The 8,538-nt window shown below is 68.6% G+C and carries 7 protein-coding genes and 3 pseudogenes; 8 read left to right on the forward strand and 2 right to left on the reverse strand.

What is annotated here, in order from left to right:
• The first annotated feature begins 185 nt into the window (after positions 1-185).
• The 5 genes and pseudogenes from IG99_RS42805 to IG99_RS47205 form a co-directional block, all read left to right on the forward strand.
• The gene (locus tag IG99_RS42805; RefSeq protein ID WP_037684364.1) at positions 186-671 is read left to right on the forward strand and encodes a RidA family protein; all 486 of its coding nucleotides are present in this window, start codon (positions 186-188) and stop codon (positions 669-671) included.
• A gap of 13 nt (positions 672-684) precedes the next feature.
• Positions 685-831: pseudogene (locus tag IG99_RS51250) on the forward strand (hypothetical protein); the annotation flags it as partial.
• Positions 832-949: 118 nt separating this feature from the next.
• Complete coding sequence (locus tag IG99_RS42810; protein ID WP_037684365.1) at positions 950-2,353, forward strand: NAD(P)/FAD-dependent oxidoreductase; 1,404 nt, start codon at positions 950-952, stop codon at positions 2,351-2,353.
• A 19-nt stretch (positions 2,354-2,372) separates the two neighbouring features.
• Positions 2,373-3,518, forward strand: coding sequence for an N-methyl-L-tryptophan oxidase (solA, locus tag IG99_RS42815; protein ID WP_037684366.1), 1,146 nt, complete (start codon positions 2,373-2,375; stop codon positions 3,516-3,518).
• Between the two features lie 337 nt (positions 3,519-3,855).
• Positions 3,856-4,233: pseudogene (locus IG99_RS47205) on the forward strand (MFS transporter); the annotation flags it as partial.
• A gap of 29 nt (positions 4,234-4,262) precedes the next feature.
• Here IG99_RS47205 and IG99_RS42825 read toward each other — a convergent pair.
• Both IG99_RS42825 and IG99_RS42830 read right to left on the reverse strand, forming a co-directional pair.
• On the reverse strand, positions 4,263-4,778 hold the full coding sequence (locus IG99_RS42825; protein ID WP_234312172.1) for a GNAT family N-acetyltransferase: 516 nt from the start codon (positions 4,776-4,778) through the stop codon (positions 4,263-4,265).
• Positions 4,779-5,111: 333 nt separating this feature from the next.
• A complete protein-coding gene (locus IG99_RS42830) occupies positions 5,112-5,792 on the reverse strand; it encodes a hypothetical protein (RefSeq protein ID WP_037684370.1) in 681 nt (226 codons plus the stop codon).
• Positions 5,793-5,829: 37 nt separating this feature from the next.
• Here IG99_RS42830 and IG99_RS42835 point away from each other — a divergent pair, with 37 nt between their 5' ends.
• From IG99_RS42835 to IG99_RS48445, 3 genes and pseudogenes are all read left to right on the forward strand, one after another.
• Entirely contained in the window at positions 5,830-6,348 is a 519-nt protein-coding gene (locus tag IG99_RS42835) for a CGNR zinc finger domain-containing protein (protein WP_037684372.1), read from the forward strand.
• 80 nt (positions 6,349-6,428) lie between these two features.
• Positions 6,429-6,731, forward strand: a complete 303-nt coding sequence (locus IG99_RS52310) for a transposase (RefSeq protein WP_078948263.1) — start codon at positions 6,429-6,431, stop codon at positions 6,729-6,731.
• Between the two features lie 1,032 nt (positions 6,732-7,763).
• A pseudogene (locus IG99_RS48445) lies at positions 7,764-8,430 on the forward strand (IS5 family transposase); the annotation flags it as partial.
• Between the last annotated feature and the right edge of the window lie 108 nt (positions 8,431-8,538).

Here is an 8,538-nt window from a genome sequence, read left to right on the forward strand (position 1 = left end):
GGCCATCATGGGCATCGAGAACAAGGTGTACATGGACCGCGGCTGGGAGCACGACGAGCACTGGCTCGGCTACGAGCGGATCACCGACATCGCCGACCTTCCCGTCCTCTTCGGCCTGCCGCGCCCCTGACGCCTGAGCCCGAGCGGAGAACTGAGGAAATGATCCACAGCAAGACGGTGGCGGCATGACTCAGCCCCTGCCTCAAACCGTCAAGGGCGACTCGGCTTCAGCAAGGCTCCAGGCCCTGGGACTGAAGCTACCCGTCCTCGCCGGCACCACGTACCTCGTGCCCCACCGGACGGTGGGCTCCACCATCCACCTCTCCGGCCAACTCCCCTTCAAGGACGGCGAGCTACTGGGTCAGGGCGTTGTCGGCCGGGACGTGGAGCTGGAGACCGCGCAAGAGCTCGCACGCCATGCCGCCCTCAACGCGCTCGCTGCCGCTGTGCAGGCGGTGGGTGACCTGGACCGGGTCAGGATCGTGCAGATGCTGGTCTTCGTGGCCAGCACGCCGGACTTCGGTGAGCAGTCGCAGGTCGCCAACGCGGCCAGCGAACTGCTCATCGAGGTACTGGGTGAGAACGGACGCCACGCCCGCACCGCGATCGGTGTCGCCGGGCTGCCGCTCAACACCCCTGTCGAGATCCAGGTCATCTGCACCGCTGTGTAGCGGCGAGCCACTCATGAGCAGTGCGGCGGTGGCCCGGCTTCAACAGGCACTCGACGCCCTCGGCCAGCACGATCGACACCCCGGTGCAGATCCTGCTGGCCGACGCGAGGGGCAGATCCCGCTCCGGCGCCTCGCCCCTCCCGAGGAGATCGCCGACGCGGTCCTCTTCCTCGCGTCGCCGGAGTCCTCGTACATACCGGGGCAACGCACCCCGTCGACACCGGCCACACCGCCTTCCAGCAGCGGCCCACGCGGTTCCCAGAGACAAAGGACGCACCATGAACGCCCTCGCGGCACCACCCCGAAACGGAGAGCTTGGCTTCTGGGTGGCCCAACTGGCCGACAAGAGGCCCTCGTTCCCCCGTTTCACCGGCCAGGACTCCGTCGACGTGGCCATTGTCGGCGGCGGTTATACCGGCCTGTGGGCGGCGTACTTCGCCAAGAAGCTAGAGCCGTCGCTCTCGGTCGCCGTCTTCGAGGCCGAACAGGTCGGCTACGGCGCATCGGGACGCAACGGTGGCTGGCTCTCGGCGATGCCTCCGGGAAACCGTGCCACCTTCGCCCGCGCCGGGGGAGGGCTGGAGGCAAGCCGGGCACTGCAGCAGGAGTTCGTCGCCGGCGTCGACGCGGTCCTGGACATCCTCCAGGCCGAGGGGATCGATGCCGATCAGCACAAGGGCGGAGCGCTCGTCGCCGCACACACTCGGGCGGGGCTGGGTCGGCTGGTGGCCAGACGTGATGCCGACCTGAAGTACGGGCTGACCGACGACGAGGTCCACCTGCTCGACCGGGACGAGTTCCGGAGCCGGATCAACATCGCCACCGTCCACGGCGGGCTCTTCTACAAGCACTGCGCAAGGATCCACCCCGCGAAGCTCGTCTACGGCCTCGCCGACACCCTGACCTCCATGGGGGTCAGCATCTACGAGGGCAGCCGCGTGCACGGTGTCGAGGGCAAGACCCTCACCCTGGCCGACGGACGTCTCACCGCGGCGAAGACGTTCATCTGCACCGAAGGCTATTCGGGACCGTTGCTGGGCAGCCGGAGCGTGATCCCGGTCAACTCCTCGATGATCGTGACCAAGCCCCTGCCGCAGGAGGCGTGGCAGCAGATCGGCTGGGAGGGGCCGCAGTGCCTCAACGACTCCGCGCACACGTTCATCTACGCCCAGCGGACGGCGGACGGCCGTATCGCCATGGGGGGCCGCGGTGTCCCCTACCGCTTCGGGTCCGGCACCGGGGGAGCCGGTGCGACCGCCCAGTCCACCATCGACCTGATCTCGCACAAGCTCAGTACCTTCTTCCCGGGGATCCCCTTCGAGGTGGACCACGCCTGGTCGGGAGTCCTGGGCGTCACGCGGGACTGGAACGGCGGCGTGCTCTGGGACCCGGCATCCGGGATCGGATCGTCCTCCGGCTACGCCGGGCACGGCGTCACGTCGGCCTATGTCGGCGGCAGAACTCTCGCGGAGCTCGCCTTCGAGAGGGAAACCGAACGGACCACTCTCCCCTGGGTTGGCTACCGGGCACGCAAGTGGGAACCGGAACCCGTTCGCTGGCTGGGCGTTCACGCCATGTACCGGCTCTTCGGCATCGCCGACCAGTGGGAAGAACGCAGGAACTCCAGCAAGACCTCACTCCTGGCCAAGTTCGGCAGCAGACTCGCCGGACTTCACGAGTAGACGACAAGGAACCGCTCTCATGGACGCACAACTCGCCGTCATCGGCCTGGGCAGCATCGGAAGCATGGCCCTGTGGCAGGCCTCCCGGCTGACCGACTCGGTCGTGGGCTTCGAGGCCGCCACCCCCGCCCACGGCCGCAGCGCCGTGGGCGGGGACACCCGCCTGTTCCGCATGGTCTACCTCGGCAGGTCCGAGTACTACCCCATCATCGAACGCTCCCGCGGCCTGTGGGCCGAGCTCGAAGCGGAAACCGGACAGGACATCCTCACCACCACCGGGGGCCTCACCATCGGGACGGCAAACAGTAACTTCATCAACAGCCTCATCGAGACAGCGCGCAACAACGGAGCCGAGCACCGCGTCCTCAGCCGGGAGGAGATAGCGGAGCGCTACCCCCAGCACAACCTCCGCCCCGACGACTGCGCCGTCTACGACCCCCGCGGCGGCGTTCTGCGCACCGACCGCGCCGTCAGCGCCGCCGTCGCGGCAGCCCGGGCCAACGGTGCCACCGTCCTGCAGAACACACCCGTCGACAGCATCACCGAAACCGACCACGGCGTCGTCGTCACCTCGGGCGACAGGACCTGGACGTTCGAGAAGGTCATCGTCGCCTCGGGCGGCTGGTCCCGCAGACTCATGCCCGACCACCTCAAGGCCGTCACCGAAACCCATCGGATCGTCCTGACCTGGTTCATCGCCGAAGACGGCACCCAGTTCTCGCCGGAGAACTTCCCCGCCTTCAGCCGGTGGTACGAGGACCGCTCCATGTACGGCGCACCCGCCGTCGACGGCGTGACGGTCAAGGCATCAATCGACGGACCGCTGGCCGGGCGCGCACGGGCAACCCCCAACCCGGACGCCGTGCCCAGGGAACTCACCCAGGAAGAAATCGAGAAGGTCACCGATATCGTCACCGAGTTCTTCCCCGGTCTGATCCCCACCATCGCGCGCGCCGACGCCTTCCCCGACCTCTTCACCCAGGACCGGCATCCCCTCATCGGCTGGCTGGACGAGAACAGCAGCATCTACTGCGCCACCGGATTCTCCGGAAAGGGCTTCAAGATGGCGACCGGCTATGGCCATATCGCCGCGCACGAGGCGCTCGGCAAGCAGACGTTCGAAGGCCTGGACTTCGTGCGTCCGGACCGGTTCAAGACCAGGTAACCGCCCGCTCCTGCCGCCTCGGCGCCGTGGCCTCGGTATCGCCATCCGGCTGACGGTCGTTGCGGGACTCATCTCTTGATGTCTAGCAACGATGGCGAGAACCAGCTGTATGCCGAACGCGCCCTCTGGGCCGTTCTCGCCCCGGCCGCCGTTCTGGGCCCTGCTCGGGGCGCTCGCGGTCACGGCAGCCGGTGGAGTACGCATCCCGCAGCTGAGACGGCGGGTGTCGGCCCACTCCGGAGCGCACACGGGACCATCCCAGCGGGACGGCGCAGACGGTGTCGGAACGACCGCGTACGCCCGCACTCACACAACCCAGGAACAGACGGACACCACCATGCCCGATCTCATCTCCCGCGCCCTGACCCGCCGCACCGTCCGGACGACCAAGCCTTCACGCGAGCGGACCTGGAAGGATCTGTCACCGCTCCTGCGGCTGCTGATCCTTACCCAACTCACCTCTGGCATCGGCTTCTTCGCCGTTCTGCCGTTCCTCGCCGAGCACCTCGGCACCGCGCTCGGCATGGCGGGATGGATGGTCGGCTTCGTCCTGGGTCTGCGCACCTTCAGCCAGCAGGGCCTCTTCGTAGTCGGCGGCGCACTCGTCGACCGCTACGGCGTACGCCCGATCGTGCTGGCCGGCTGCGTGGTGCGGGTTGCCGGGTTCGCCATTGAAGGTACTCCCGAAGGGCAGGGCAGTTCCGCGTCGCGTGTCGGTGGCGTGCGCGCGGCGGGTTCGTTCCATCAGGCAGGGTTCGGTTGACCCTGCCGCGCCTCCGGCCGGGCGAGCACCTTGGCATCGGGCCAGGCGAAGCGGAGCTTGGTGGGGGAACCGGTGAGCCGGGACGAGACTCCCCCAGGGGCAGCCACCACGGCCCGTTCCGTGCAGATGCCTCCCAGGGCCAGGTAGAACTCCTGAGCCGCGGTGTTCTGCTCGAGCACCCACAGGTACAGCGCGACGCCACGCGCGCGTTCGGCGACGGCCTCGGCGGCGCGGGACAGCAGTTCGGTGCCGAGTCCGGTGCGACGGCGGCGCAGGCTGACGTGCAGGCCGTCGATGAGGCTGCCCCAGCGGCCATCCTCGTCGAAGACGACATGGACGAGTCCCGCGAGCCCGGCGTCGTCCTCGGCCAGAACCGTCGAGGTGCCGCCCGGGCTGGACAGACGCGAGGACCATGCGGTGCGCCACTCGGCCACCAGGTCGCCGTCCAGGAACGTGTCGGAGAACGCGCCGCGGTAGTGGCGGCGCCAGTTGGCCACCTGCAGCCGTGCGATGGCATCGGCGTCGCCGGAACCTGCCGGCCGAAACCGCGCTGGCGCCGGAGGCGAACCCGTGAAGTGCGAGGACACTGACGGTTGGGCCGCCGCGTTCCTCCTGCCGAAGTTGCTCTTGTTCAACCTGAATTGCTCCCTTCGCTGTGAGACATCAAGGGCTGCCCGTACGACCAGTGGGCAGCGCTGCTGCGCGTGCCGAGGGCGGCGGCCAGGCCCGTATTGCCGCTCTGAGTCGGTGCGGGATGCGGAGATGCGGCACCGCGGCCGGAGCCTCGGGCCGGCCCCGGGACGCTCCGTCCGGGGCCGGCGCTCGGCCCCTCAGTCCTCGAACAGGAGCCAGGCGATGTGCAGTTCTTCCGCGCCCGGGCGGAAGATTCGCAGAAGTTCGGCGCGCTCGGGGTCGCCTTCAGGGAGGTACTCGGCCAGCAGCGCCTGCGCGGCGATCGTCTGCGGGCGGGCGCCAAGCGCGGCGCGCAGATAGAGCGAGCGGCGCAGCATCGCCATCCGCTCCGCGGGCTCCTTGTGCGGCGCGAGGTGGCGGATGATGTAGGACTCGAAGAGCCCGTCGCCCAACTTCGTTGCGGCCTCGAGCGCCGTCTCGTACCGCGGGAGAGCGCCGGCCGCGTCTTCGTCGATGTTGTCCAGAAGGACGGCCCAGTGGTACTCGGCCCAGGCTCTCAGTATCTCGTCGCCGTCCTCGGCCGCCGTGCGGTAGGCGGTTTCAGCAGCGGCCCGGTCGTCGGCGCGGGTGTCGCGCCGGAACAGCAGGCGGCTGTAGGCGAGCCGTCCGGCGAGCAGCTGTGCAATCGGTGACGCAGGATCAAGTGCCGCTACCGCCTTCTCGGCCTCGGCGTGATTTTGCATCCGGAAGAACCACCGGTCGACGGCGATCTCCGCGCGCAGTTCCGGCGCGGCGTCCGGGCCCAGGACGGCGAGCGCGGCGTCCCACTCCCCGAGCAGATGCAGACGACTGGCCATGTAGGCGTCGTTAGATATCATGGCGCCTACAGTACGAAGAGGCCATGTAGGGGGTCAAGTGCAATACGGTGACTACATCGGGAACGTAACGCGGCTGGCCGTCGAGCTGGCCAATACCGGGACCCTCGACCAACACGGTGAACTGGTCGCCGCGTTCTTCGCAGAACACGAAATCGTCCCTCCGCCGGAGGGTGACTACGGCGACCTTCCAGAGCTCGTACGCATGGCCCTGGCGCAGCTGGTCGACGGCACCGCCCCTGACGCCGTACACCGCCTGCTGAGCGACTATCCGCCGGAGATGCACCTGTCCGACCACGACGGCCTCGGCGGCTGGCACATCCACTTCAGCCGCAACGGCGCCCCGGCCAAGCGCTGGGTCGGCCAGCAGATCGCCGCTCAGTTCGCCCTGGTCACCGCCGGGGATCCGGCGGTGACCTTGGGACGGTGCGCCGCGGTCGGGTGCGGAAACTACTTTGTGGACCAGTCACGCAACCGCACGCGACGGTTCTGCTCCAACGCGTGCGCAAGCCGGACGACAGTCGCGGCCTATCGGGCCCGCGTCGCGAAGAACTCCTAGGGAGTGGCCTTCGTTTGATCTTGAACGGTGGATCATGGCTGGGTGATACGTCGCCAGGAACTGTCAGGCGCTGAGTGGGAGTGCGTTCGGCCGCTGCTGCGTGTGTCGTTGCGGGCAGGAAACGACTGGACGACCGGACCGTGCTGAACGCAATCGTGTGGAAGTTCCGCACCGGTTCGGCCTGGCGGGACGTGCCGGAGCGATACGGCCCGTGGCACACCCTGCATACCCGGTTCCGTCGGCGGGCCTGCGACGGCACGTTCCAGGGGATGCTCCAGGCCGCCCAGGCCCGGACAGACGCGGCCGGCGAGATCAGCTGGCTGATGTCGGTCGACTCCACCGTCGAGCGCGCTCACCAGCACGCGGCGGCGGCTCGAAAATAGAGGGCCTGCAACCGAGCGCTTGGACGATCCCAGGGCGGGCTGACCAGCAAGATTCATCTCGCCTGCGACTCCGTCGGCCGGCCGCTGGCGTTCACCCTCACGGGCTGGAACGCCAACGACTGCACCCAGTTCACCGCCGTGATGGAGGCGATCCTGGTGCCCCGCCTGGGCCAGGGCCGGCCCGTCGGGCGTGGGGCGGGGAGCGCCAGGTCAGACACGCTCTCGGCTCTCAGCGCACCATGGCCGGCCTCTACCCGGACAACCGCCCAATCCGCCCCACCGGCCGGATGATCCTTTACCACCTCGGCGAACTCACCGCCCTATCGGCACCGTCACCGACCGGCCGATGGTGCAGATCACCCGGGGCGTCCAGCTCCACCTCCTTGAACTCCTCGGTATCGAAGTCACCCGCACCCGCTGGCCACGGGCCTGAATCGGCGATCTGCGCAGCACCGGGCCAGACGCCACCGCTTCGTCATACGGCCGTACCGTCCTCTCCGGTCCCAAGCTCGCCTAATGTGCCCGCATGGCCTCGGCAGAGACGTACTCGCTGGAGCTGCACGGCAGACGCCGTGCCTCCGCCCGGCTGCGGGATGGGGTGGTGCTGCTGGAAGCGGACGGCGTACGGCGCCGGATACCGGTGGCGGCGATAGAACGGGTCGACGTTCACGGCGCCAAGAGCCGGCGGCTGACCGTCGTGCTGACGGGCGACGAGCCCGTGGCGTACCACCTCAGGTACCGCAGTCCCCCGCCGTGCACGAGTTCGCGCACGCCGTCCGCCGTGCACTGCCCGTACGGGACGCCGACGAGCAACGGCCCAACGGGGCGGGGCTGGCGACCGAAGAGCCGCTGGAGCGGGCGGCACCGAACCGGGCCCGTCTGCTCCGATGGGGCCTGGCGGGCGGATACGTGCTGGTGCCCGTCCTGCTGGTGGTCAAAGGCACCGGGGTGGTTCCGGTGCTCCTCTGGGCGGCCGCCCCCTGGCGATCGGCGGCGGGGGTTCGGCGCGTCCGTCGGCTGGAAGGCGGCCCGGTCAGCGGTTGCGCCTGGCGCCAACTTCCCCCGTGCTTCGGCATATCGAAGTCGCCGGCTCACCGCCGGTTCCTGATCTGGTCAAGAGCCGGTGTCTGGGGCCGCCTGCACGAGGCCGTCCTACACCGGCTCGACGACGCCGGCCTCATCGACGCCATCCGTGTCGTCCTCGACACCGCCCACGTCAGGGCTAAAAAGGGGGCGAACACACAGGTCCGAGCCCCGTGGACCGAGGCAAGCCGGGTTCCAAGATGCACGTCCTGTCGGACGCGAACGGACTGCCCCTTCTCGTCGGTATCTCGGCCGGCAACACCCATGACAGCGAGGGGCTGAAGCCAATGGTCGAGCGTCACCAAACGAGACACGACCCCGATCGCGGCCGGTACTTCAAGCCCCAGCGCCTGCATGCGGACAAGGCCTACGACCGTGCTGATCTGCGGAAATGGTTACGTGGCAAGCGCATCGGAGTGCGGATCGCGCGCAGGGGCATCGAGTCCAGCGAGCGATTGGCCGCCGCAGGTGGGTGATCGAGCGCACGATGTCGTGGCTGTCGGGCTATCGCCGGCTCAGCCCCCGCTACGAACGCAATCCCCGCAACTACCTGGCGTTTCTCGGACTTGCCGCCGCCCTCTGCTGCTACAAACGCCTCGTCCGCCTCACCACATAGGACACGGTCTTAGCCTCGCGCTTTCATGAAGCGGGCTGTCCGGCAGGCGGTCAGGAAAGCAGAAAGTGCCTCTGACCAGCAAGAATGAGGATTGTCTAGGTCCCTGTT

The sequence above is a fragment of the Streptomyces griseus subsp. griseus genome, assembly GCF_000720255.1.
Lineage (GTDB): Bacteria > Actinomycetota > Actinomycetes > Streptomycetales > Streptomycetaceae > Streptomyces > Streptomyces griseus_I.